Here is a 23,131-nt window from a genome sequence, read left to right as displayed (position 1 = left end):
ATGAACCCCGTGGTCGCCCCCTGGGTGCGCACCCGGCTGCGGACCGCGCCGCTGACCGCGGCCGCGCTCGCCCTCCTCGTGGCGCTGACCGCCGCCCTGGCCGCGGCGTTCCCGCGCGCGGTCGACCGGTACGAGGACTCCGGACTGCTGCGCACGCTGCACCAGGCCCGGTACGACCGCGTCACCGTGCAGGTCACCGCTCCGCGGCCCGACGTCACGCTCCCGCCGGCCGAGCGGGCGGCGGCCGTGCGGCCCGATGCCCTGCGGGACCGGTTCGAGAAGGTCCTCACCACACCCCGGGCGCCGCTGGCGATCGACCGTGCCCGGTCGTCGTACGGCCTGGGCACCGGCGACAGCCCGCCGGTGCCCGACCCCTGGATACCGCGCCCGACCGGCCTGCCCGCCCGCATCTCGCTGTTCGCGCACAGTGACCTCGCCGAGCACGCGCGCGTGCGCGAGGGACGGCTGCCGCGCGCCGGCGGCGCGGTCGGCACGACGGCCACCGAGGCCGAGGCCGCCGTCACCGAGGCCACTGCCAAGAGCCTGCACATCAAAGTGGGTTCGGTCATCCACGTCCCCGGCACCGACCGCGCCCCGCTCGCCGTCCGCGTCACCGGCATCCTCACCCCGCGCGACCCCTCCGGCCCTTACTGGTCGACGGTGCCCCTGCTGCGCACGCCCACCCTGGTGAGCGTGCCCTCACCCGGCTCGACCCCCGACCGGTACTGGCTCGGCGCACTGCTGCTGGCCCCCGACGCCGCCCCCGCCATCCTCGGCACCCGCGGCAGCCATCCGCTCTACTGGTTCCTGGCCCCCGACGAGAACGCCCTGCACGCCCGCGATGCCGGACGTCTCAAGTCCGCCGTCGCCGCCCTGGAGTCGGGCCCCGGACTGCAGCGGGCGCGCGCCCTGACCGACCCGTTCGCCGAGGTGAACACCGGCCTCGACGACGTCCTCACCTCCTACACGCAGCTGCGCTCGGGCATCGCCCCGCTGGTCGCGGTGGCCGCCTTCGGCACCGGGACGGTCGCCGCCGTCGTCCTGCTGATGACGGGCGGCCTCGCCGCCGACCGGCGCCGCACCGAACTCGCCCTGCTGCGTGCCCGCGGCGCCTCCCTGCCCGGCCTCACCGCCCGGCTGTGCGCCGAGACCGCCGTGGTCGCCGTGCCCGCGGGCGCGCTGGGCCTGCTCGCCGGGCTCATCGCCGTACCCGAGGGCCGCGCCGGGTACGCCGCCGTCGCCGCCCTCGCGGTCACCGCCGTCGTCTGCGCCGCGCTACCGCTGCGCGCCGCGCTCGCCCACCGGTCCGTACGGGTCGCCGCCGAGCGCGAGGACGTGGCGAGCGTGCGTCCGTCCCGGCGCCGTACGGTCGCGGAGCTGACGCTGCTCGTGCTGGCCGCGGCGGCGGTGGAGGCGCTACGGCGACGCGGCACCTCCGGGGACCAGCTGATCTCCCTCGCCCCGGTGCTGACCGGCATCGTCGCCGCGCTGCTCCTGGTCCGCGGCTATCCGCTGCTGCTGCGCCGGCTGGCCCGCCCCGCCGGCCGGCTGCGCGGCGCCGTGGGCCCGCTGTCCCTGGCCCGCGCGGGCCGTACCCAGGTCTCCGCCGTGCTGCCCCTGCTCGCGCTGCTGACCGCGCTGACCACGGCCGCGTTCGGAGGTTCGGTGCTGGCCGGGGTGGACGAGGCCCGCGACCGCGCGGCCCTGCTGGCCATCGGTGCCGACGCCCGCGTCGAGGCCCAGGCCCCGCTCCCGTCGAGCCTCACCGCCCGGGTCGCAAAGGTGTCCGGGGTGCGCGAGGTCGCCGCCGTGAGCATCGCCTACCAGGCGAAGCCGGACGACGGCCAGGTCTCGGTGCCGCTGGTGGGTGTCCCGCCGGACGCCTACGCGGCGCTGGCGGGACACACGGGGCTCGGCGCCTTCCCGGAGGAGCAGTTGAAGCGCGCCTCGTCCGGCGGCCCGCTGCCCGCCCTGGCCTCGCCGTCCCTCGCCGAGCAGTACGGCACCCGGCGGGCCTTCCCGGTGCGCCTGGAGGACGGCTCGTCGGTCACCGTGCGGATCACGGCCGTACGGTCCCTGACGCCGGCCGTGTCCGGCGGCGACTTCCTCGTCGTGGACCGCGCCGGGCTCGGCGAGACGGCCGCCCGGCCGACGGCGCTGCTCATGACGGGCGACCACGTGGGCGGGCGGGCGCTGCGCCGGGCGGTGGGCGACCTGGGCAGCGTCCATCTGCGGTCGGAGGAACGGGCGCAGTACGCCGACTCACCGCTCCAGACCGGTGCCGAGCGCGTGTATGCGGCGGCGGTGGCGGCGGGCGGCGGCTACGCCGTCGTGGCGCTCCTCCTCGCCCTCCTGCGCGCCGCCCCCGAACGCGCCGCGCTCCTGGCCCGGCTGCGCACCATGGGCCTCACCCGTTCCCAGGGCCGCCGCCTGCTCGTCCTGGAGTCCCTCCCCCAGGCCCTGCTCGCGGCGGTGGGCGGCGCGCTGACCGGCTGGGCCGCCATCCGCCTCCTGTCCCCCGGCGTCGATCTGACGACCATCGCGCTGGCCTCGGCCCAGACCCCGGTCGGCGAGGCCGAGTTGCACACGGACCCGCTGTCCCTGACCGTTCCGGCGATCGCCGTCGTGGTGGTGGCGGTGGGGGTCGCGGGGGTGCAGGCGTGGTGGACGGGGCGTCGCGGCTCGGTCGGCGAACTCAGAGCGGGGGACACCCGATGACCCTTCAGGGCAACCGTCCAGGAGACCCGATGACGACCAACCCCACCCTCGCCGACCTCGCCGACCGGGTCACCGAGGCCCGCAACCGCCCCGCCTACGGACACGACGCCCTGATCACCTGCGACCGGCTGGTGCGGATCTTCTCCACCGACGGCGTGGAGGTGCAGGCGCTCCAGGGGCTCGATCTGCTGGTCCGCGAGGGCGAGTTGATGGCCCTGGTGGGCGCCTCCGGAAGCGGCAAGTCCACGCTCATGAACATCCTTGCCGGTCTGGACACCCCGACCGCGGGAGCGGCCCGGGTCGCCGGGCGTGATCTGCTCACCATGACGGCCAGGGACCGGCTCGCCTACCGTCGCGAGGTCGTCGGCTTCGTCTGGCAGCAGACGTCCCGCAACCTGCTGCCGTATCTGACCGCGGCGCAGAACGTCGCGCTCCCGATGCAGCTGTCCGGCACCCGCGCGCGCCGCCGCGCTCGCGCCGAACGCGCCCTGGAACTCCTGGAGTTGCTGGAGGCGGCCGACTTCCGCGACCGCCGGCCGCACGAGATGTCCGGCGGCCAGCAGCAGCGGGTCGCCGTGGCGGTGGCCCTGGCCAACTCCCCCGCGGTGCTGCTCGCCGACGAACCCACCGGCGAACTCGACTCCCACACCGCCGCGCAGGTCTTCGACGCCTTCCGCACCGCGAACGAGCGGCTGGGCACCACCGTCGTGATCGTCACCCACGACCAGGCGGTGGCCGGCGAGGTCCGCCGCACGGTCGCCATCCGCGACGGCCGCACCTCCACCGAGGTGCTGCGCCGCAGCGAGGTCGACGCCACGACCGGCCATGAGACGGTGGTGGCCCGCGAGTACGCCATGCTCGACCGCGCGGGCCGCCTGCAACTGCCCGCCGAGTACACACAGGCCCTGGGCATGCGCGACCGGGTCGCCCTGGAACTGGAGCAGGACCACATCGGCGTGTGGCCGGACGACAGCGAGGGCTAGTCCCGCCCCGAGGTCAGCGGCGCACGCTGACGCCCAGTGCTCCGAGTCCCGCCTGCCGTACCGCTATCGAGCCGTACGGCGTACGCAGCCGCAGCCAGCTGCCCGACGAGAACAGCCCAAGGCTTTCGGCGCCCCCGGAACTTCCGGATCGCAGGAAGCCGAGCGACTGGGCCGCGTGCACGGCCCGTACCGGCAGCCTGGTGTCGCCGACCGTCCGGGACCAGATGTCCCGCCCGATGCCGTCGAGTTCGGCCCGCGTACGCCGTTCCTGAGGCAACTCCTGCATACGGGACCGGAATTCGGCGACCGCCGCACCGACCAGTGCGCGCAGCGCGTCCGGCGCGGGCAGACCGGGCTCGGGGTGCCAGCCGCCGCGCGGCGGCAGGACGCCTGCCCACGGCGGCCCGGTCACCGGTTCCGGGACGGCGGCCGTGGCCGCCGCCTCGGCCACGGTCTCCAGGAAGTCACCCGCGGACACGGTCACGTCGAGGGCGACGTCGAGACCGTTCTCGTACGGCTTCGCGAGCCGCACCGCACGCACCGCCAGCACCTCGAAGGACGGCGGCCGCCCGAAGACGGCGAGCGCGGTCCCCGAAGCCTGGAGGCGCACCGCGGCCGAACGGTCGTAGTGGAGCAGCCGGGAGAGGAAGGCCGCGAGATCCGCCGCCTCCCCCTCGTCGGCCAGATGGAGCACCGTCATGCGGCGACGGCCTCCTCCTCGTCCCTGAACTCCGCGAGGAACTCCCGTTCCTCCGCGGTGATCCGGCGCGGCCGCTGTGCCTCGAAGTCGAACGGCACGATCACCGTCGAGGCCCGGACGTAGATCTGGTCGCCGTCCTTGACCTCGTAGGCGAGGGTGAAGGACGCCGCCCGGATCTCCGTGACCCACAGCTCGATGTCCACCGGCGCGTGCCGGTGGACCAGCTGCCGCTTGTAGTCGATCTCATGGCGCGCCACCACGGACCCCTGCTGGAAATCCTTGTCCGGGCGGAACAGGAAGTCGATACGGGCTTCCTCCAGGTAGCGCAGGAAGACCACGTTGTTGACGTGGCCGTACGCGTCCATGTCCGCCCAGCGCAGCGGGCAGCGGTAGATGTGCCGCAAGACCGATCAGCCCCGGGTCAGCTTCTTGTAGGTGGCGCGGTGCGGACGCGCGGCGTCCGGTCCGAGCCGCTCGATCTTGTTCTTCTCGTACGACTCGAAGTTGCCCTCGAACCAGAACCACCTGGACTCGCCCTCGTAGGCGAGGATGTGCGTGGCGACGCGGTCGAGGAACCACCGGTCGTGGGAGACGACCACGGCGCAGCCGGGGAAGTCCAGCAGTGCGTTCTCCAGGCTGGAGAGCGTCTCGACGTCGAGGTCGTTGGTGGGCTCGTCGAGGAGCAGCAGGTTGCCGCCCTGCTTCAGGGTGAGCGCGAGGTTGAGGCGGTTGCGCTCACCGCCGGAGAGGATACCGGCGGGCTTCTGCTGGTCGGGCCCCTTGAACCCGAAGGCCGACACATACGCCCGGCTCGGCATCTCGACCTGCCCGACGTTGATGTAGTCGAGCCCGTCGGACACGACCTCCCACAGCGTCTTCTTGGGGTCGATGTTGGCGCGGCCCTGGTCGACGTACGAGATCTTGACGGTCTCGCCGACCTTGATGTCACCGGAGTCCGGCGTCTCCAGCCCCTGGATCATCTTGAACAGGGTGGTCTTGCCGGCGCCGTTGGGCCCGATGACCCCGACGATGCCGTTACGCGGCAGCGTGAAGGAAAGACCGTCGACGAGGATCTTCTCCCCGAATCCCTTTTGCAGGTCGTTGACCTCGACGACGACGTTGCCCAGCCGCGGGCCCGGCGGGATCTGGATCTCCTCGAAGTCCAGCTTCCGCATCTTGTCGGCCTCGGCGGCCATCTCCTCGTACCGCGCGAGACGGGCCTTGGACTTGGCCTGCCGCCCCTTGGCGTTGGAGCGGACCCACTCCAGCTCTTCCTTGAGCCGCTTCTGCCGCTTGGCGTCCTTCTGGCCCTCGACCTTGAGACGGGTCGCCTTGGTCTCCAGGTACGTGGAGTAGTTGCCCTCGTACGGGTAGGCGCGGCCGCGGTCCAGCTCGAGGATCCACTCGGCGACGTTGTCGAGGAAGTACCGGTCGTGGGTGATGGCCACGACGGTGCCGTCGTACTTGGCCAGGTGCTGCTCCAGCCAGTTCACCGACTCGGCGTCGAGGTGGTTGGTGGGCTCGTCGAGGAGCAGCAGGTCGGGCTGCTCGAGGAGGAGCTTGCAGAGGGCGACGCGGCGGCGCTCACCACCGGAGAGGTTGGTGACGGGCCAGTCGCCGGGCGGGCAGCCGAGGGCGTCCATGGCCTGCTCGAGCTGGGCGTCGAGGTCCCACGCGTTGGCGTGGTCGAGCTCCTCCTGCAGCTTGCCCATCTCGTCGAGGAGTGCGTCCGAGTAGTCGGTCGCCATCAGCTCGGCGATCTCGTTGAACCGGTCGAGCTTGCCCTTGATCTCGGCGACACCGTCCTGGACGTTCTCCAGGACCGTCTTCTCCTCGTTCAGCGGGGGCTCCTGGAGCAGGATGCCGACGCTGTACCCGGGAGACAGGAAGGCGTCCCCGTTCGAAGGCTGCTCAAGCCCCGCCATGATCTTCAGAACGGTCGACTTACCGGCACCGTTCGGACCGACGACGCCGATCTTGGCACCCGGCAGGAAGTTCAGGGTGACGTCGTCGAGAATCACCTTGTCGCCGTGCGCCTTGCGCGCCTTGCGCATGGTGTAAATGAACTCAGCCAAGAGAAACCGTCCGGCAGCTTGAAATCAGGCAGTGGGCAGATACACCCCATCTTGCCTGACCGCCAGCCCTGGACGGAAACCCGTCTGGCCGAGGGCCGCTGACCTGCGCTTTCACCGCTGGCGGTTGCAGCTTTCCGGTCACTGTCGGTCGCCGTCGAGTGCCCTCGGGCGCCCTCGCACGGCCCGGAGACGGCCCGGGAGTGATCAACCAGGCAGCCGAACCTTCACCAGATGGTTGCGGTGAGCATGATCAATCACTTCACCCACCACGTGGGCGCCCATGGCGGGCAACTCCGTCCCGCGCGGCATGGCCGTGATCTCAGCCAGCGCCACGGCGTTCGGCACCGCCGAACCGCCTCGGCCGGCGGCGTCCTGGGGCCTGTGGGCCAGGATCATGACTGCTCGGACCCGCGGCATGCGCCGAACGGCCAAGCGCTTGGAAGTCGCTGGTGGCGGGTTGGTACATCCGACGCCGAAGGCAGGCGCGGCACCCGCTTGAGGAGTTCGATCTGTGGGTGGTCTGGCGCACCTCCGTCCAGGACGTTCAGGGCTCGACGGGTTGCCGGCACCGGGGCTGTGCACCGACGTCACAGTCAGTCATGGATGTCAGCAGGCATCGCTGAATCAAGGTCTTCGTCGGCCGGCGGAGCGTCGGGCGAGTGCGGCCGCGCACAGGCGCTCCGGCCCCTGCTCCAAGGCACCGCCCGGTTGCCTTGGAGCAGGGGCCGGGGATGATGGGACTGGAGGATGGGGTTCCGGGGCCGGCAAGTATGCGGCAGGCATACAGGAGGCGCCGTGAGACGGAAGATTTTGAGCATCGCAGCAGCGGGTGTCACCGCAGTTCTCATGACACTCGGCGCGTGTGCCGACAACTCCAACCCCGCGCCGGCAACCCCCACCCCCACCTCACCGCCGGCGACATCGCCCCAGACGCCTTCAGGGTCGATACCCACATACCCGGGCGCCACGGTGACCAGCCGCACCGACGGGACGACGGTGCTGCATTCCGGTGACTCGGTCAGCAAGGTGGGTTCCTTCTACGTGGACACTCTGGCCCGGGAGGGCTGGAAGACGGTTTCCAAGTATCAAGGTCAGTTCAGTGCCAACATTGTCGCCAAACGGGGCAAGGAAGGAGTAACCGTCCAGGCCAGTCCAACCGGATCAGGCACCTCGATATCCATATCGAAGTACCCCCTGGGCTGAGGGCACTGCTCGATCCGTGCGGGGATCAGCGGCGCAGGCCGCAGGGCTCGCTGCTGACCGCATCCAACACGCCGACCCCGCAACCCCGCTCTGGCGAGTACCAGGCTGGTGAGGGGCTGTTTCATGCCCTCTCGCGGCAAGTAACACCCCATCGTGCCCGACCGCCGGCCCTGGACGGAAACCCGTATGGCCGAAGGCCGCTGACCTGATGATTCGCTGGTGACGGCTGCGGCTCGCACACAGCCACGCGGTCGGCGGAGTCTCAATGCCCCGGGACCTGGGCCTGAGCGCGATCGGCGCCGCTGTTCCCCGTGAGTCCCCGCTGCGTCCCGCCGGACCGGGCACGCGACGGGCACGCGGCTGACCGGTCCACGCCCGGGAGGGGCTGGTGGGCCGCGCAGGCGGACCCGGCAGGAGTTGGTCGAACTGCCATGTCCACGTCTCTCTGCAGGTCGCGGACACTGTCGAGGCCTCGTCCCGGTGAGGTTCCGGCCAGACCCGTATCGACTGGCAGCGCCACGTGAGCCCTGCTAGACCGGAGACAGGGAGGTGTGGCATGCCTCGTGATCTGGTTAAGGGGCTGGCCGCGCTCCTTGCGGCAGTGGCAGGCCCGCTCGCGGTCTGCGCGCTCCTGCTGCCCCTCCGGGACGCCCTGTCCCACACCAACGTGGCCCTGATCCTGATGTTGGTCGTCGCGGCGGTGGCCGCTCTCGGATTCCGTTGGGCCGCGGTCCTCACGGCCCTGTCCGCCGCCTTGTGGTTCGTCTTCTTCTTCACCACTCCGTACGAAAGTTTCACCCAGATACGCAACGTGGACGACATTGTCACCGCCGGGCTGCTGCTCGTCCTCGGCCTTGCGGTCTCTCAGCTGTCTCGCCGCTACAACCGCGAGCGCGCCATCGCCACCACACTGCAGCGCAGCCTGCTGCCCCGTGAGCTGCCGGACACCCACGCCGTCCGGGCGGCGTGCCGGTACGTGCCCGCCGAGGCCGAGGTCGGCGGGGACTGGTTCGACGTGATCCCTCTCCCGGGCTTCCGCACCGCTCTGGTGGTCGGGGACGTGGTCGGCCATGGCCTGCGCTCTGCGGTCACCATGGGCCGGCTGCGCACCGCGGTCCGCAATTTCTCCACCCTCGACCTGCCGCCCGACGAGCTGCTGGCCCGCCTTGACGACGTGGTTGTTCAGATGGATGCGGAGGCGGGCGCCAACGAGGACGGGACGATCGCGGCTACGTGCCTGTATGCGATCTACGACCCGGTCTCCTCCAGCTGCGCGATGGCGAGAGCAGGTCACTTTCCGCCCGCCATCGTCCATCCGGACGGCCGCGTGGAGATTCTCGACCTGCCCGAAGGCCCCCCGCTCGGTATAGGCGGGCTGCGCTTTCAGGCCGACGAGCGGCAGCTGCCGGAGGACACGCAGCTCGTGCTCTACACCGACGGGCTCATCGAGGACCGGCACCGCGACATCGGGGCCGGCATGAAGCTGCTGTGCAACGCGCTCTCCGGCGCGGGGACCGACCCGGAGGAGACGTGCGAGACGATCCTGGAGGCGGTGCTACCCGCCCGTCCAGTCGATGACGTCGCTCTCCTTGTCGCCCGCACCCACGCATTTCCGCGTGACCGTATCGCCGAATGGAACATCCCGAGCCTTCCCGCCGCGGTGCCCGCCCTGCGCGCCGAGGTGTCCGCCAGGCTGGTCGGCTGGGGCCTGGAGGAGACGGCCTTCACCACCGAACTGATCCTCAGCGAGCTGGTCACCAACGCCATCCGCTACGGCGCACCCCCTGTCCGCCTCCGCCTTCTGCGCGACACCAACCTGGTGGTGGAGGTCAGCGACGGCAGCAGCACCGCCCCACACCTGCGCTACGCAGCGGATACGGACGAAGGCGGTCGCGGAATCTTCCTCGTCGCCCAGTTCGCCGAGCGGTGGGGAACCCGCTTCACCCCCACCGGGAAGATCGTCTGGGCCGAGCAGCCGGCCCCACCAGTTCCCGTCGCCTCCGTCCTGGCATCGGTTGCGTGACCGGGCTGGACTGCCCGAGGCCCTCGGTGGAGCGCGTCACTGTACGGACGATGGATAGGCTCGCGGCATGGACGTCCGCGTAGAGATCATCCGGGACACGAGTCAAGAACTTCATGACGCCTTCAGTCGGCTGCTGCCGCAACTGTCTTCGAGCGCCAAGCCCCTCGACCACGACGTGGTCGACCGGATCGTGACGTGTGACGCGAACAGGGTTCTTGTCGCCCGGACACCCGACGGGATCGTCGGTACTCTGACGCTGGTGCTGTTTCCGTTGCCGTCCGGCCTGCGGGCCCGCGTCGAAGACGTCGTCGTCGACAGCGCGGCGCGAGGCAAGGGAATCGCCGCCCTGCTCACCCAGGAAGCCCTGCGGATCGCCCGCGAAGAGGGTGCCCGGACGGTTGATCTGACCTCTCGACCTGAGCGCGTGGCGGCGAATCGGCTGTATGAACGTCTCGGCTTTCAGGCCCGGCAGTCGACGGTCTACCGTTTCGCGTTCGACAGCTGAGGCATTTCGGGCTGAGGAGGCCGACGCAGCTCCGGGGTTCCGGGCATCGGCGTGGGGCCCCGGGGCGGGCGCTGATCAGAGCGGCTTCACTTGGTTCCCTCCCCCGGCACACGGCTCACGTTCGGAGTCGGAGCGTGAGATGGCGCGGGCCGCGGAGCATCGCGTTCGTTCGGTACGGCGGTGGGTCCTGGGTCAGGGTTGCAGTGGCGAGGTGGGGGAGCAGGGCGCCGAGGGCTGTCTGGGCCTCGATGCGGGCCAGTGGGGCGCCGTAGCAGAGGTGGACGCCGCTGCCGAAGCCGAGGTGTTCGTTGTCCGGGCGGGCGGGGTCGAAGCGGTCGGGCTCGTGGAAGCGTTTGGGGTCGCGGCTGCCCGATGCCAGCGCGAGGATCACCGACGAGCCCTGCGGGAGGATGGTGCCCGCGAAGTTCACGTCGGCGAGAGGGATGCGTTCCCTCATGTGGACCGGGGGCTCGTAACGGAGGAGTTCCTCCACCGCTCGCGGCATGAGGTCCGGGTCGCGGCGCAAATGGTCCAGCTGGTCGGGTTGGCGCAGCAGGGTGAGGACGCCGTTGGTGATCAGGTTGACCGTGGTCTCGTGTCCGGCGATGAGCAGGAGGATGGCGGTCTCCGCCAGTGCGTCGCCGAGGCGCAGGGCGGGGTCGGGTTCGTTGACGAAGGCGGAGAGCAGGTCGTCGGTCGGGCGGCCACGGCGCTGCTCGGCGAGGTTCACCAGGTACTGGCCCATCTCCTGCCGGGCCTGTCCCATCGCCTCGTCCCGCTGGGCGGTGTCCTGTCCGGGCCCGATGTCGGCGGACGCGACGAGTACGTCGGTCCACTCCCGGAACATCGGCTCGTCCTCGCGCGGTACACCGAGCAGCCGGCAGATGACGGTGACCGGGAGGGGGTAGGCGACGTCGTCGACGATGTCGATCTGGTCGCGGTCCCGGAGCGAGGAGATCAGGTCCTCCGTGATCCGGCTGATCTCGCCGCGCATGGCGTCGATCCTGCCGGGGGTGTGCGGCGGGCCGAACGGTCGCATGGCGAGCGTGCGCAGTCTGTGGTGCTCCGGGTCGTCCTGCCGTAGGAACGGCGGCGTCAGTGCCTCGGCGGACTCGGTGGTCGTACGGCTGCTGCTGCGCGGGTCCGCGCTGATCCTCGGGTTGTGGAGCAGGGCGACGATCTCGTGGTACGTGCCGACCAAGTGGCTGCCGTCCGCCTGCGGCACCACGGGACCCGCCTCCCGCAGCTCCGCGTACAGCGGCCAGGGGTCGGGGCGGCTGGCGTAGTCGGTGATCCGCTCCAGCAGGGTGTCGGCGGTCATGGCGGGACTCCTCGTGGACAGGCGGGGCGGTCGGTCACACGGCGGGCCGCATCATGGCCAGACGGCGGTCCGGCAGATGACCGGTGAGTGCGACGGTGGGGCCGTGGTAGAGCACGCTCGGATCCGGTACGTCGGAGGGGATCGGGACTTCGGCCGCCGGCGGGCGGTCGGAGGCACCGGCCACGGGCGGGAATTGGGCTGCCGTCTCGATCAGGTCCTGGTAGTACTCCAGCGACTTGGCCATGTCGACGGTGACCGCGGCGGTCACCCGGCCCCGGTAGCCGTAGACCACCGCGAGGCGGCGCGCCTCCAGCGAGCCCTGCGCGATGACCACGTGGTCGGAGAAGGTCGGGACGCCCACGGACTTGATGTTGAGCCCGAACTGGCTCGACCAGAACGCCGGGACCGCGAGGTGCGGGCGCCGCAGCGGTTCCGGATGGATCATGTTGTGCGCGGCCACCTCGGCCTGCTCCACCGCGTTGTGCCAGTGCTCGAGCGACAGCAGTTGGTAGTCGAACAGCGGGTGAGGGAAGCGCGAGACGTCACCGGCCACGAAGACGTCGTCGGTGACGATCCCGTACATGTTGAACGCACGGCATCCGGCGTCGCAGGCGATCCCCCGAGGTCCGGCGGCCAGCCCGGACTCGGCCAGCCACTCGACGTTGCGGACCGCCCCCATCGCGACGACGCACACGTCCGCGTCGACCCGGCTGCCGTCGGAGAGCTCCGCGCCGGTGAAGTGGCCGTGGCCGCGCAGCGCGGTGACCGTGACCTCGCAGCGCAGGTCGACGCCATGGTTGCGATGCATGGCGGCGGCGAGCTTCGCCAGCGTCCCGCCGAGCGCGCCCACCAGCGGTGCGGGCCCACGTTCGGCGACCGTGACGTCCAGGCCGCGTTCCCGGCAGGCCGAGGCGATCTCCGAGCCGGTGAAGCCCCCGCCGATCACCAGTACCCGGCGCGGCCCGGCGGCCAGCCGCTCGGCCAGGAGCGCCGCGTCGTCACACGTGCGCAGAGTCAGCACCCCGTCCAGGGCGGCCTCCTGCGCATTCGGCCACGGCCGCGCCCGCGTGCCGGTGGCGATCAGCACCCGGTCGTACGGCACCGGCTCCCCGTCGGCCAGCAGCACCCGCTTCCCGACCGTGTCCAGTCCGGTGGCACGCACCCCCAGCCGCCACTCGGCCTCCGGGTCACGGCGCATCGGCAGCGCGGTGGCGTTCGCCGGCACCTCGCCGAACAGCACCTGCTTGGACAGCGGCGGACGGTCGTACGGCGGATGGGGCTCGTCCCCGACGATGGTCAGGGAGCCGGTGAAGCCCTCCTCGCGCAGCTTCTCGGCGGCTCGCAGCCCGGTCAGTGAGGCGCCTACGACGACGATGCGGCCCTCCTTGAGATCACCGGGCACCGCGGCTCACCGCCTCGCCCAGCAAGATGGCCTGGACCGGACACGCCGCCGCGGCCTGACGCACGCGTTCGCGTTGTTCGTCCGGTACAGCCGGGTGGCACAGCAAGGCCTCCTCGCCGTGCAGTTCGAACGCCTGGGGCGCAAGGAACACGCACTGCGCGTAGCCCTGACAGCGGGCGAGGTCCACCACGATCTGCATCGCAGGTCACTCCCTCCGGCGACCGCCCCCTCCCTCCTTTCTAGACCTCGGAGGCACCACTCGCGCGCTGGGCCGTCAGAGCGACCTTCTTCGGCGAGTCCCTCGTCTCATCGGCAGTCCTGGTCTCATCGGTAGTCCTCCGGATGGCCCTGCATCCAGGCGTTGATCTTGTCGCGCGTACCGGTGAGCCCGGCCTGGTGCTTCTTGAGGTTCTCGAAGGAGGTGTCGTCACCCAGTTCGGCCCGGAGGTCCGTGATCCACTCGAGGGGTTCCTTGAAGTGGCCCGGGCCCTGAGGGTCGGCGCGCATCGCCCGTTCCAGGCGGGTGAGTTCATCGATCAGCCGTCCCAGGAAGTACTCACAGTTCCCCGGGGTCGTGCACCCGTCGTTGTACGTGGCCTGAAGCCCGGCGAACGCGTCCCGGACCTTCTCGGGCGCGGGGCTCGGAACCGATTCCGCCGTACCCGGGGCGGGCGGCTCCTCGGTCGCGGAGGCCGACGTCGTCGCGCGGACGTCGCCGGCCGGCGACTGCCCGTCGCTCGACGTGCTGCCCGGGCTGCCGGAGCAGGAGAGCAGGAATGCCGCCAGGGCCACGACGAGCGTGGGGGCGCCGAGGGCGTGCCGTGCGCGCATGGTGATCATGCCGCGTACGACTCTTGGGAGGGCCCAGTGGTTGTGTTGCCCACCGGAGACACCGCGCCGAAGAGACCACGCCGGAGAAGCTGCGCCGCGGAATCCGGCGACGGTGGTCACGACCGCCGACTCCCCCGGGTCACTCGCCCGCCGGGTTCTCCCGCTTGCGGAGCAGGACCAGCGCCGCGCCGCCGATCACCACCAGGCCGATGGCCACGCCCGCGATCACCGGAGTGGCACTGGTGCCGCCGGTGGCCGCGAGGTTGGTGCCACCCGCGGTGCCGCCCACCGTGGCCGGGCTGGGCTCGCTGAGCGTCTGCGTCGACGGGCCGCCCTCGTCGCTCTGGGTCTTGCAGTCGAGGACGCCGGTGAAGCGCTGCGTGAAGCCGTTCGGCCCGGTGATCGTGAAGTCGTAGGCCTGGTCCTCCTGCAGCGGGATCGTCACCGTTCGCGAGGTGCCCGCCGGGATGGTGTGCTCGGCGCCCATCAGCTCGAAAGTGAACGGCTGGTCGCCCGAGTTGGCGGCGGTGATGTCCAACCCGCCTTCGGCACAGTTCTTGTGGGCCGACAGTGCGGGTATCGCACCCGCCTGAGCCCACATGGCCCGCGCGGCGGCCGAGACCGTGGACTCGCTGGAACCGGCCAGGATCTGGGTCTGGCTGCGGCTCTCGGAGGCGAAGGCCCGGCCGACCGGCACGGTGGTCGACGCCTGCACGGTCAGCTCGGCCGAACCCTGTGTGGCGTCCTCGGGGACCTTGAAGTACAGCCGGCTGCCGTCCCGCGCCGACGTGACCGTCTTTCCGGTCTTGTCGGTGATCCGCACCCCGCTGGTGGCCGCGTCGGCCGGCGGCGTCACCATCACCGCGCCCGCGTTGGTGTGCACGGTCACGGGCCCGATCAGCCCGCCGGGGTGGCCGGAGACCGCGGGCGGGTCGAGGGTCAGTGAGGCCCTGGGCTCGGCCAGGTCACGAGCGCTCTTGTCGAGGTAGTCGGCGAGCTTCTCGGCCTGCGGGTCGATGGCGTCGACGTCGGCGCCGTCCGAGTAGCGCCAGATGGCCACCTGGGTGCCGGCCGCGGCGTCCTGCTCGGTCAGTCCGGCGACGCCCGCCCGCTGTGCGAGGGCCGCGAGGTCGTTCACCTGCGGGTAGGAGTTCTGCAGGATCCAGCGGATCTTGCCGGCGTCCTTGTTGGAGCCCAGCGAGGTGCCGCTCCAGGGCGTCTCCTGGTATCTGGCGTCCTTCTGCGTGGGGTTGTGTATGTCGATGCAGTACGTCTGCAGGGTGCCGCCGCCCTCGACGGACATCTCGAACAGTCCCGCGGCCACCCGCTGGTCACCGGTGTCCCCGTGGATGACGGCCTGGCCGTACGTCTTGAGGCCGCCGATCGTCGCGGTCGCCCCGCCCAGGCTCTGCGGGGTGTCGTCGGCGGCGGCCGAACCGGCCCCGGCCAGCACACCGGCGGCCACGAGTCCGGACACCAGGGTCATGGTGGCGAGGCGGGCCGTACCCCGCCCGCGGGTGGGTCGCCCGGACGACGCCGACAGCCCAGAGAACGCAGCAAGCACAGAATTCCCCTTCGAGCAGGACCCGTTGACGTGGGGGGTGTGAGGTCCCACCAGCAGAATCAGCAGCCCCGAGAGCTACGCTCGGCATCCTAAGGATCAGCCGACCCGCGCTTTCCCGGTCCTGTGGTCGGATGACCGATCCGACTCGGAATCGTTATCGCCGAGACCGGCCGCGAGCAGGGCTTATCGACAAATCCACCGGGTCGTTCGGGGTGCATTCGCCGATAAGCCGCAGTTCGGTCAGGCGCCGCGGCCGGCTCTCCGTGCCGCTTTCCGATATCTGACGTCACGTCACTGCTGCTGTCTCCATGGCCTGTTGGGCGGAAGACTCGCCGGAACCGAGGTCCCCGGCCGGTGTCTCCCAGCTCGGCTCCGGGCGTTGCGGCACAACCGCCGTCTCCGGCCTGGCCGCGCGGCGGAACGCCGACGTGCCCCGGGCCAGGTCGTGCCCGATCGCCACGGCATCGATGTCCGCGGAGGCCCAGTTCTGCTGTCCCTCGCGCACCTCCGAGCGCACCTTCAGCCTGCCCTGCACAATGACCGGATCGCCCACGTTCAGCGAGGCCGCCGTGTTGGTGGCGAGCTGCCGGTTGGCCCACACCGTGAAGAAGTTGGTGTGCCCGTCGGTCCAGGTGTTCTTCTCGCGGTCCCAGTAACGCGAGGTCACCGCCAGCCGGAAGCGGGCCGACGGGCCCGCCGCCGGCTCCCGGTACACCGGCTGCGTCGCCACGTTGCCCACCGCGCAGACCATCGTCTCGTTCATCGCGAATCCCTCCCTCGCCCGGGGCACCGGCCACGGGCGGATACGCGTACGGGCCCGTCCCGTACGGCTGCGTCCGCTGCGGCGACCGCGTTCGTCGCGATCGCCGCAAAGCCAGACTGCCTCCGCCGGGCCGGGCCCGCTGAGCGCTGTGGACCACTGGCCATCTGTGGAAAACTCCGCCACCCGAAAGGGTGATCCCCGTCCCTCCGCGAAGCCGCCCCACCCCGAATGAGATCCAGACGTGACGGCTCGTCACCTCATAGGAGGGCTACCCGAGTTCAGCCCACCCCCACCTTGACCACCTGCCCGTACTGCTCCCGCACCTCCCGGTACCGCAGCAACTCGGCGGCCACCGGATCGAGCACCCTGGCCCGGCCGCAACCCGCCGCCGCCTCCCGCAGCCGCCGTTCCGCCTCCAGGCCGTACCGCCGGGACGGCCCGCGCGCCGTCATCCTGCACCCCCACTCCACGAGCGGCCCGCCGACGATGCCGGCCACCATCAGCAGCACCGGCACGCCCAGGTTCGGCGCCATGACGCCGACGATCTGCCCCACCAGCCACAGCCCTCCCACGACCTGCAGAAGCGTCATGCATGCCTGGACCAGCACGGCCGCCGGCCACCAGCCCGGCCGCGGTGGCCGGCCCGAGGGCAGCGCGGCCTGCGTGGCCAGTTCGTCCAGGGCCTCGGACAGCCCCTGCGATCCGCGTACGGCCGCCTCGCGCACCGCCTGCGCCCAGGGCGCGGGCAGCCCGGCCGACGCCTGGTCGGACACCGTACGGACCGCCTGCTCGACGCGCTGGCGCGCGGTGGCCTCCTCGTCCACCTGGGTGCGCACCGGGAAGCGACCCGACGGGGTGTCGCGGCGGTCCTGGTACCAGCGCCACAGACGCAGCCAGGGCGTGCCGCAGGCCCGGTTGGCGTTGCGCAGCCAGGCGCGTTCCGCGGCTTCGCCCGCGGCGGTGGCGCCCACGGCGTCGGCGAGGCGGGCGGAGAACTCGTCGCGCGCCTCCTCGCTGAGGCCGGTGCGCCGTCCGGTGGCGTAGACGGGCCGCAGCCCGGCCGCGGCGGCGTCCACGTCGGCCGAGACACGGCGGGCTGCCGCCCCGCGCTCCGCCACGAACTGGCCTAGCATCTCCCGTAGTTCGGGGACGCCGTCCCCGGTCAGAGCGGACAGCGGCAGGACGGTCGCGCCTGGTTCGCCGTACTCCCCGAGGGCGATCCCGTCCTCGTCGAGCAGCCGGCGCAGATCGTCGAGGACCTGGTGGGCGGAATCCCCCGGCAGCCGGTCGGTCTGGTTGAGGATGACGAACATGACCTCGGCGTGGCCCGCCAGGGGCCGCAGATAGCGCTCGTGGAGGACGGCGTCGGCGTACTTCTCCGGGTCGACGACCCAGATGACCGCGTCGACGAGCTTCAGGACGCGGTCCACCTGCTCGCGGTGCGCCACGGCCGCCGAGTCGTGGTCGGGCAGGTCGATGAGGACGAGCCCGCTGAGCTGGGCCTCCGCCTCGGGGCTCAGCAGCGGGCGCCGGCGCAGCCGGCCCGGGATGCCGAGCCGGTCGATGAGTGGTGCCGCGCCGTCGCTCCAGCTGCAGGCGATGGGCGAGGAGGTGGTCGGGCGCCGTACCCCGGTCTCCGAAATGGCCACTCCGGCCAGGGTGTTGAAGAGCTGGGACTTGCCGCTGCCGGTGGCGCCCGCAATGGCGACGACGGTGTGCTGTCCGGACAGCTTGCGCCTGGTCGCCGCCTCGTCGAGGACCCGGCCCGCCTCGGCGAGCGTGCGGCTGTCGAGCCGGGTGCGGGAGAGCCCGACGAGTTCGCGCAGGGCGTCGAGGCGGGAGCGCAGGGGGCCGTCGTACGCCAGCGTGGTCGCGCTCCGCGCGGCCGACCTGTGCATCTCGACGGCGGCCAGCTGCGCGGCCTCGTCGCCCTCGTTCACGCGCCGGGCGATGAGCCCGTCGTCCCAGACCTCCGAGGGGTCCCCGGAGTCCGCCGCGGCATCCTCGTCCGCCACGCGCGCGTACGGGTCGTCGGAGGCGGGCGGGCGGGGCGCGTCGTGCTCGGCCGGTGCCTGTACATCCGTCGCGCCCGTCACGTCCGTCCGCTGTTCCCGCCCGGCACGCACACGCACGTGGTCCTCCGTCCGAGCCTGCGGCTCCTGTTCACCCGTCACGCGCGTGTGCCCGCCCTCACGGTCGTCGTCCCCGGCCGGGCCCTTCCCGGGGAGCCCTTTCACGGGCTTGCCCGACGTTCCCTCCTCGGCACCGGTCACCCCGGAACCCCTCTCCGTGACATGCCCGTTCTCCTGCTCATCGGCGCTCGCCCCGCCCTTTCGGGAGGCCACGAACCCGGTGCGATCGACGTGCTCCGTGTGGTCCTGGTCAGCGACGGCGGTCACCCGGTCACCTCTCCTTCTGCAGTACGGACAGCGCGGCGATGAGTTCGGCCTGAGGCTCGGGCTGGACGTCGAGGGCGTCGAGCGGCGCGAGCCGCCGTTCGCGCTCGGTGTGCATCACCTTGTCCAGGTATTCGCCGAGGAGCCGACCGGCGCGGTCGCGCAGCCGCAGCGCGCCGTGCGCTCCGAGCCGCTCGGCGAGCCCCTCACCGGCGGAGCGGGCCCGGCGCCCGCCCAGCAGCACGGTGGCGACCAGGGCGGCGACGATCTCGGGGTCGGGCGCGACATTCCGGTCCAGCTGGCGCACCTCGTCATCGGCGAACTCCTCCAGCTCGCGCCGCCAGCGCCGTACGGCGAGGCCGATCCGGTGCTCGGCGCTCTTCAGGGACGGGTCCCGCTCCGCGAGCTCGGGGGCACCGGCGGCCGGCTCCCGCCGCCAGGCCTGGTCGATGCGCTCGTCGGCCGCGGTGACGGCGCACAGCAGCAGGGCGGCCAGGCTGCCCGCCAGCGCGTCGAGCAGTTCGCCCGCGGTGCAGTCGAGGGGGAAGGCACGCCAACGCTTCAGCGCGTCCCCGGCAAGGACGGCCCCGCCGTTCAGCCGTGCCTTCACGCGCGCGTGCTCGCTGTCGTACGCCCCGTCGACGGCGGAGGTCAGCCGCAGCGCGGCCGCGTACTGGGCGGCGGCGGCGCCGGCCAGCTCGGGCATCCGGGACTTCAGCGAGTCGAGGACGCCGTACGCCGTACGCGCCATGACCTGCTGCCGGGCCCCGGGCTCCTGCACCTGGTGCACGAGCCAGGTCCGCAGGGGCGCCACGGCCGTGGCGGGCAGCAGACCGCCGCCCCAGGCCGACTCGGGCAGTTCGGGCACCGTGAACCGGGGTACGGCGCCGAGTCCGGCCTTGGTGAGCAGGGCGCCGTACTGTCGCGAGACCTCCGAGACGACCTGGTGCGGCACCCGGTCGAGGACGGTCACCAGGGTGGCGTCGTACTCCTTGGCGGTGCGCAGCAGATGCCAGGGCACGGCGTCGGCGTAACGGGCGGCCGTGGTCACCATGATCCAGATGTCGGCCGCGCAGAGCAGTTCGGCGGCGAGGATCCGGTTCTCCGCGACCAGGGAGTCGATGTCGGGCGCGTCGAGCAGGGCGAGGCCGGGCGGAACGCTCTCCGCGGTCTCGATCCTGAGCACGCGCGCGGGGTCGTCGCCCGGGGGCAGGAGGCCGTCCCCGGGCTCCTGCTGGGGCACCCACACGCGCGTGAGGGCGGGCAGTACTCTCATCCCGCTGAACCAGTGATGGTCCTCCGGATGGCACACCAGTACCGGGGTGCGGGTCGTCGGCCGCAGCACGCCCGCCTCGCTCACCCGCCGCCCGACAAGGGAGTTGACGAGCGTCGACTTGCCCGCTCCCGTCGATCCGCCCACGACGGCCAGCAGGGGTGCGTCGGGTTCTCTCAGCCGGGGCACCAGATAGTCGTCGAGCTGTGCGAGCAGTTCGTCGCGGTTGGCACGCGCGCGTGGGGCCCCCGCCAGGGGCAGCGGAAAGCGTGCGGCGGCGACACGGTCGCGCAGGGCGGAGAGTGTGTCGAGCAGCTGAGGCCGTACGTCCAAGGTCACCACATGCGAAGAATGCCCAATTTTAGGGGAATTCTGAAGCATATGGAGTTGTCTGCGTGCCGACGGAACACAACGGACGGAAGGGGCGACCGGGACAAGGGCACAGCGCAGGCATAACGAGTGCACAACACCCGGTGCGGGAGACGCCAAAAGCGATGCACGATTCGTACCTGCCTGCGATTATCAGGACCGCTTCACCGAACCTCCACATCGAGCCACGGAGGCGAAGCAACAGGGTCAAGGAACCGGGAGCCCTATCCTTGTCCCCGGCAACGTCACGGATCGGCCCACACCCGGGCACCACGAACGAGGCCACACACCCGGCCCCCGTAGCTCAGTGGATAGAGCAGGCGCCTTCTAAGCGCTTGGCCGCAGGTTCGAGTCCTGCCGGGGGCACCACTGAGAGCCCTCCCTCCGGGAGGGCCTTTTTGTCGGCCGGAACGGGGCACACCGATATGGCCGCGCCCCGGGCGCTCCCCCGACGATCAAGGAGAGGCTCCAGGCTGTCGAAGGGCAGCGACGATGACGGCCCACGGCCTCGGCCAGCTCGTCAAGGCCGTACGCAGCGGCCACGTCGAGCTGATCCGTGAGTCCGAGCGCGATCTGCTTCGCGGTGGCGATGTCGGATGCCCGCCTCTCGGCGGAGGCCTCGGACCGCCACCCGCCGACGATGTTCTTGCCGCGCAGCGTCAGCGACTTGCTCAGCAGCGTCGACGCATGCACCGGGATCGGCTCCTCGGCGATCAGCCCGTGACCAGCTTCCCGCCCGGCGTCAGCAGATCCAGAAGGCTCTCCGCCGGCTTCCCGCCGATCGGGTCGAAGGCCACACTCACCGTCCGCCCGCCGGCGGCCTGCGGACCTCCTCAGCCCAGCCCGGATGCTCTGTCGACACGACCGGCACGTCCGGGAACGCTTGCGCAGCTCGGCGGCACCGCGCTCACTGCGGACGACGTTGACAAGCGCGAAACTGTGGAACCGGCACACGCCCGTGACCAGCCGTCCGACCGACGAGCCAGCGGCGGTCTGCACCAGACAACCGTCGTATCCGAAGGCCAAGTAATCCTGCGCCTCACAGCGCAGCATCACCGTGGTGAGCGGGTTCGCCAGCAACTGAGCGGCGACCTCGTCCGACAGCTCGTCGGGTACGGCGACGGCCACCTCGGCATCCGCCACGATCCACTGGGACCACGCTCCCGGCTGCGGAAAGACCGTTACGCGGCTGCCGATCTCGACACCCGGCGCCACGTGCGTGTCCGGGCCGATCGCCGCGGCCACGCCGGTGGCCTCCACGCCGACCGGGACCGGCTCTGCTGCCGCACCGGAGTAAGCCCCGACTGCTTGTAGATCACCAGGGTGCACCGGGAAAGCCGTAGTACGGATGAGCGCCTGACCACGCTCGGGCGCTGCCGGCTCCGGCTCCTCGATGACGGTCAGCACGTCAGCGGGGGACCCGCCACGGGTGTGGACGACACGACGGTTCATGATTCTTCTCCCGTCAGTCGCTCGCCCTCACGCAGGGCCCCGGTCACGTTCGCACGGCGGGCAATCGGCAGCGCGACCGAACGGGCCGATCGGGTGGTGAATACGCGGTGGCATTGCAGCCCACCAGAGGCGGAAACGCCTCAGGGTGACGGCCTGACCGTCCACCGGTTCCGTCGGGCCCGCATTGGGCCCCGCCCGCATACATGTCTTCCGGACTGGTGCTCCGGGACCCAGGCCGGCGCTTGCCCGAGTCATTGAAACTCCAGCCCGAAGCCGTTCCGCCGACCTTGTTGGTCATCGGCCGGACATCGCTGCCGTCCGCCGCCGGAACAGGACCGTCGTGACCAGAGGTCCGTTCAGGAGGAAGCGGACGCTGCCCAGACGGACAACATCCGCCCGGCCGGCGTCTGGCGGATGCCGACCCGGGCCTGCCTACCTCGCCAACGCCGTGGAGTGCCTCCACGCCCCGAAGGCTGCTTCCAGCAAAGCGTCCGAGACGACGGCACCCCGCTACGGACCGACCGAATCGCCGCCGACAGCGACGGGTCCCCCGAACAGAGGCCCCCCATCGTTACTGAAGCCATTGGGCCATTCGAAGGAGTCGAGGCGGCTAGACCGCCAAGACCGTCATGGACCGTCAGATGCTCTTCTTACCTGCTCACAGCGTGATTCGGAGCTGAAACAGGGCCGGCGCCCGGGCCTCTCCCGAGCATCGATGCCCCATACAAGCGACTGTTACGGATATATCCGCATTTTGTAACGCGAATCATTTTGTTGATCTGGTGTCGCCGTGAAGGGTCACAGTGTGGGGCCTCGGCACCCAGCCGGGACTTTCGGATTGCACGCCCACCCCGACCAGGGTGGGCGTGCACGAACGTGAGGTGACAGATTCATGTCTGTTTCTCGTACGACGGTCCGCCTGATCGCCACTTTCGTGGCTTCGGGCGCCCTCGTCGGCGTGGCCGCCATGCCGGCCCTGGCCGCCGGAGCCGACCATGACCGCGACAACGGGAGGAGCTACTCGCACAGCGACAACAGAGGCCACGACCACGACGGTCGCTTCGGCGACTGGGACCGGGACCGGGACCGGCAGCGGGGCTGGGATCGGTGGCACCACGGCTGGCACCACGGCTGGTACACCGACCGGCGCTGGGATCACAACCGCTACCACGGGCACCGCTAGCCGGCCCTGGAGGCTGTGCAGCGGCACGGGGGCCGACCACAGCCCCCGCCACCCGCCGTCATAGCCGGCACGGCCGCTACACCCCGCCGGAGGGCCGAAGACCGTTCCTTGCGGTCTTCGGCCCTCCGGCCACGTGTCGCAGCGTGCGGTGTTGCCCGAGCACCGCACCGTCAGTTCGGGGATCCGTGCCACGGATCTCCGGCGTTCCTGAACGGCCTCGCCTTCGAGGCTGCAGGCCATCGGCCGGGGTGCGTGACGTTCGCGCCGTACAGAGCCGCCGGCACCGTCCGGCCTGGGGACACGTCGGACCAGTGCTGTGGCCGGGAAGGTTTGCCGGGAAGCTCGCGGCGTCCGGTGCGGTGCATCGCAA

The 23,131-nt window shown here is 71.3% G+C and carries 19 protein-coding genes, 1 tRNA gene and 1 pseudogene; 8 read left to right on the top strand and 13 right to left on the bottom strand.

Annotation, left to right across the window (positions count from 1 at the left end):
• Together IEZ19_RS27355 and IEZ19_RS27350 are read left to right on the top strand one after the other, a co-directional pair.
• The gene (locus IEZ19_RS27355; RefSeq protein ID WP_189313969.1) at positions 1–2,718 is read left to right on the top strand and encodes an FtsX-like permease family protein; all 2,718 of its coding nucleotides are present in this window, start codon (positions 1–3) and stop codon (positions 2,716–2,718) included.
• 29 nt (positions 2,719–2,747) lie between these two features.
• Positions 2,748–3,701, top strand: coding sequence for an ABC transporter ATP-binding protein (locus IEZ19_RS27350; RefSeq protein ID WP_189313968.1), 954 nt, complete (start codon positions 2,748–2,750; stop codon positions 3,699–3,701).
• A 13-nt stretch (positions 3,702–3,714) separates the two neighbouring features.
• Here IEZ19_RS27350 and IEZ19_RS27345 read toward each other — a convergent pair whose 3' ends face one another.
• From IEZ19_RS27345 to IEZ19_RS27330, 4 genes are all read right to left on the bottom strand, one after another.
• A complete protein-coding gene (locus IEZ19_RS27345; protein WP_189313967.1) occupies positions 3,715–4,401 on the bottom strand; it encodes a DUF8185 domain-containing protein in 687 nt (228 codons plus the stop codon).
• Positions 4,398–4,805 carry an acyl-CoA thioesterase gene (locus IEZ19_RS27340; RefSeq protein WP_189313966.1) on the bottom strand — a complete coding sequence of 136 codons (408 nt, stop codon included), beginning with the start codon at positions 4,803–4,805 and terminating at the stop codon, positions 4,398–4,400. Before IEZ19_RS27340 ends, IEZ19_RS27345 begins: the two co-directional genes overlap by 4 nt.
• A gap of 6 nt (positions 4,806–4,811) precedes the next feature.
• Entirely contained in the window at positions 4,812–6,476 is a 1,665-nt protein-coding gene (gene ettA / locus IEZ19_RS27335; protein ID WP_189313965.1) for an energy-dependent translational throttle protein EttA, read from the bottom strand.
• Between the two features lie 204 nt (positions 6,477–6,680).
• Entirely contained in the window at positions 6,681–6,821 is a 141-nt protein-coding gene (locus IEZ19_RS27330) for a hypothetical protein (protein ID WP_229840855.1), read from the bottom strand.
• 624 nt (positions 6,822–7,445) lie between these two features.
• Here IEZ19_RS27330 and IEZ19_RS27325 point away from each other — a divergent pair.
• The 3 genes from IEZ19_RS27325 to IEZ19_RS27315 all read left to right on the top strand — a co-directional run bounded on the left by IEZ19_RS27325 (position 7,446) and on the right by IEZ19_RS27315 (position 10,207).
• Positions 7,446–7,679: a hypothetical protein gene (locus IEZ19_RS27325; protein WP_189313963.1), complete on the top strand. Its 234-nt coding sequence runs from the start codon at positions 7,446–7,448 to the stop codon at positions 7,677–7,679.
• Positions 7,680–8,235: 556 nt separating this feature from the next.
• The gene (locus IEZ19_RS27320) at positions 8,236–9,702 is read left to right on the top strand and encodes an ATP-binding SpoIIE family protein phosphatase (protein ID WP_189313962.1); all 1,467 of its coding nucleotides are present in this window, start codon (positions 8,236–8,238) and stop codon (positions 9,700–9,702) included.
• A 67-nt stretch (positions 9,703–9,769) separates the two neighbouring features.
• Entirely contained in the window at positions 9,770–10,207 is a 438-nt protein-coding gene (locus IEZ19_RS27315; RefSeq protein ID WP_189313961.1) for a GNAT family N-acetyltransferase, read from the top strand.
• 115 nt (positions 10,208–10,322) lie between these two features.
• Here IEZ19_RS27315 and IEZ19_RS27310 read toward each other — a convergent pair whose 3' ends face one another.
• The 8 genes from IEZ19_RS27310 to IEZ19_RS27275 all read right to left on the bottom strand — a co-directional run bounded on the left by IEZ19_RS27310 (position 10,323) and on the right by IEZ19_RS27275 (position 20,099).
• Positions 10,323–11,528 (bottom strand): cytochrome P450, encoded by a 1,206-nt coding sequence (locus IEZ19_RS27310; RefSeq protein WP_189313960.1) that lies wholly within the window; start codon positions 11,526–11,528, stop codon positions 10,323–10,325.
• A gap of 34 nt (positions 11,529–11,562) precedes the next feature.
• Positions 11,563–12,930, bottom strand: a complete 1,368-nt coding sequence (locus IEZ19_RS27305) for an NAD(P)/FAD-dependent oxidoreductase (RefSeq protein WP_189313959.1) — start codon at positions 12,928–12,930, stop codon at positions 11,563–11,565.
• Positions 12,920–13,129: a ferredoxin gene (locus IEZ19_RS27300; RefSeq protein ID WP_189313958.1), complete on the bottom strand. Its 210-nt coding sequence runs from the start codon at positions 13,127–13,129 to the stop codon at positions 12,920–12,922. Before IEZ19_RS27300 ends, IEZ19_RS27305 begins: the two co-directional genes overlap by 11 nt.
• Before the next feature lie 125 nt (positions 13,130–13,254).
• Positions 13,255–13,770 carry a hypothetical protein gene (locus tag IEZ19_RS27295; RefSeq protein WP_229840853.1) on the bottom strand — a complete coding sequence of 172 codons (516 nt, stop codon included), beginning with the start codon at positions 13,768–13,770 and terminating at the stop codon, positions 13,255–13,257.
• Positions 13,771–13,900: 130 nt separating this feature from the next.
• Positions 13,901–15,325 (bottom strand): Cys-Gln thioester bond-forming surface protein, encoded by a 1,425-nt coding sequence (locus tag IEZ19_RS27290; protein ID WP_373297056.1) that lies wholly within the window; start codon positions 15,323–15,325, stop codon positions 13,901–13,903.
• 286 nt (positions 15,326–15,611) lie between these two features.
• On the bottom strand, positions 15,612–16,088 hold the full coding sequence (locus IEZ19_RS27285; protein WP_189313956.1) for a single-stranded DNA-binding protein: 477 nt from the start codon (positions 16,086–16,088) through the stop codon (positions 15,612–15,614).
• 278 nt (positions 16,089–16,366) lie between these two features.
• The gene (locus tag IEZ19_RS27280) at positions 16,367–18,487 is read right to left on the bottom strand and encodes a YfjP family GTPase (protein ID WP_189313955.1); all 2,121 of its coding nucleotides are present in this window, start codon (positions 18,485–18,487) and stop codon (positions 16,367–16,369) included.
• Positions 18,488–18,491: 4 nt separating this feature from the next.
• A complete protein-coding gene (locus IEZ19_RS27275) occupies positions 18,492–20,099 on the bottom strand; it encodes a dynamin family protein (RefSeq protein ID WP_189313954.1) in 1,608 nt (535 codons plus the stop codon).
• Between the two features lie 320 nt (positions 20,100–20,419).
• Here IEZ19_RS27275 and IEZ19_RS27270 point away from each other — a divergent pair.
• Positions 20,420–20,495, top strand: a tRNA-Arg gene (locus IEZ19_RS27270).
• A 187-nt stretch (positions 20,496–20,682) separates the two neighbouring features.
• Positions 20,683–20,850 carry a hypothetical protein gene (locus tag IEZ19_RS27265; protein ID WP_189313953.1) on the top strand — a complete coding sequence of 56 codons (168 nt, stop codon included), beginning with the start codon at positions 20,683–20,685 and terminating at the stop codon, positions 20,848–20,850.
• Positions 20,851–21,179: 329 nt separating this feature from the next.
• Here IEZ19_RS27265 and IEZ19_RS53595 read toward each other — a convergent pair.
• Positions 21,180–21,578, bottom strand: a pseudogene (locus IEZ19_RS53595) (alcohol dehydrogenase catalytic domain-containing protein); the annotation flags it as partial.
• An 892-nt stretch (positions 21,579–22,470) separates the two neighbouring features.
• On the opposite strand from IEZ19_RS53595, the gene IEZ19_RS27260 reads away from it, so the two are divergent.
• Entirely contained in the window at positions 22,471–22,761 is a 291-nt protein-coding gene (locus IEZ19_RS27260; RefSeq protein ID WP_189313952.1) for a hypothetical protein, read from the top strand.
• Positions 22,762–23,131: the final 370 nt, after the last annotated feature.

Origin of the sequence: Streptomyces brasiliensis (assembly GCF_014647875.1) — a bacterium.
Taxonomy (GTDB): domain Bacteria; phylum Actinomycetota; class Actinomycetes; order Streptomycetales; family Streptomycetaceae; genus Streptomyces; species Streptomyces brasiliensis.
The sequence above is the reverse complement of the archived record's forward strand: the minus strand, read 5'-3'. Positions and strand labels throughout refer to the sequence as shown.

Excerpts from the sequence above, each read along its gene's own strand:
- IEZ19_RS27355 (WP_189313969.1), top strand. The coding sequence starts at position 1 with ATGAACCCCGTGGTCGCCCCCTGGGTGCGCACCCGGCTGCGGACCGCG.
- IEZ19_RS27350 (WP_189313968.1), top strand. The coding sequence starts at position 2,748 with ATGACGACCAACCCCACCCTCGCCGACCTCGCCGACCGGGTCACCGAG.
- IEZ19_RS27345 (WP_189313967.1), bottom strand. The coding sequence starts at position 4,401 with ATGACGGTGCTCCATCTGGCCGACGAGGGGGAGGCGGCGGATCTCGCG.
- IEZ19_RS27320 (WP_189313962.1), top strand. The coding sequence starts at position 8,236 with ATGCCTCGTGATCTGGTTAAGGGGCTGGCCGCGCTCCTTGCGGCAGTG.
- IEZ19_RS27315 (WP_189313961.1), top strand. The coding sequence starts at position 9,770 with ATGGACGTCCGCGTAGAGATCATCCGGGACACGAGTCAAGAACTTCAT.
- IEZ19_RS27310 (WP_189313960.1), bottom strand. The coding sequence starts at position 11,528 with ATGACCGCCGACACCCTGCTGGAGCGGATCACCGACTACGCCAGCCGC.
- IEZ19_RS27300 (WP_189313958.1), bottom strand. The coding sequence starts at position 13,129 with ATGCAGATCGTGGTGGACCTCGCCCGCTGTCAGGGCTACGCGCAGTGC.
- IEZ19_RS27295 (WP_229840853.1), bottom strand. The coding sequence starts at position 13,770 with ATGATCACCATGCGCGCACGGCACGCCCTCGGCGCCCCCACGCTCGTC.
- IEZ19_RS27285 (WP_189313956.1), bottom strand. The coding sequence starts at position 16,088 with ATGAACGAGACGATGGTCTGCGCGGTGGGCAACGTGGCGACGCAGCCG.
- IEZ19_RS27260 (WP_189313952.1), top strand. The coding sequence starts at position 22,471 with ATGTCTGTTTCTCGTACGACGGTCCGCCTGATCGCCACTTTCGTGGCT.